Source organism: Pseudoalteromonas sp. S16_S37, from assembly GCF_014694405.1.
Taxonomy (GTDB): domain Bacteria; phylum Pseudomonadota; class Gammaproteobacteria; order Enterobacterales; family Alteromonadaceae; genus Pseudoalteromonas.
The window spans coordinates 1-629 of record NZ_JAAUWV010000189.1; the positions used below are offsets into that span (position 1 = coordinate 1).

The following is a 629-nucleotide window of genomic DNA, read 5'->3' on the forward strand; positions in this document are numbered from 1 at the left end:
AATGAGCTAATACCCGCTTTAATGGTTACGCGGCCTAAATCTTTGTCATAACTGTAGTTATCATCGTTCGCGCTGTATAAACTTAGCCCCTCGTTATCAACAATATCCACCCAGTTAGCGCCTGTTGTTACACTTATCGTCTGGCCATTGCTTAAGCTTGTATGCACCGTTCTATTTCTGTTTTGCACACATATTATGTTGAACTCATGAAAGATGGGCACGTGACCGCCTGCGGGGAGTTTATTACGGTCAATGCCACCGGGTGGGCTGGGTACGTTTATTTCGGTTACTTCGTCATAATCATAGGTAATGCTGTCTGATTGCATTTCAGTTGCAAAATTGAGCGTTACAACACCTTCGCTGGTGACATTACCCGATATATTGGTGCCAGAGATTGCGCCCGCGCTGTTACTGGATGCACTAAACCCCGCGCCACTTAAACTAATTGCACGAATGTACAGGCTGTCTTTGGCAAATTGTGTGGGTATCGCAAACTCAATATTCGTGACAGTGTGCGGCTTAGTTTTAATGAGTGCGCCTAGGTTTTCACTCACTGTGCCTGTGTAGTTCACGGGTTCAATTTCAGTAATTGTGCCTGTGTTGTAATCTATTTTTGCAAATACAAAGCC

The 629-nt window shown here is 44.5% G+C and carries 1 pseudogene; it reads right to left on the bottom strand.

Annotated elements, in window-relative coordinates:
• Nucleotides 1–629: pseudogene (locus HC733_RS22555) on the bottom strand (hypothetical protein); the annotation flags it as partial.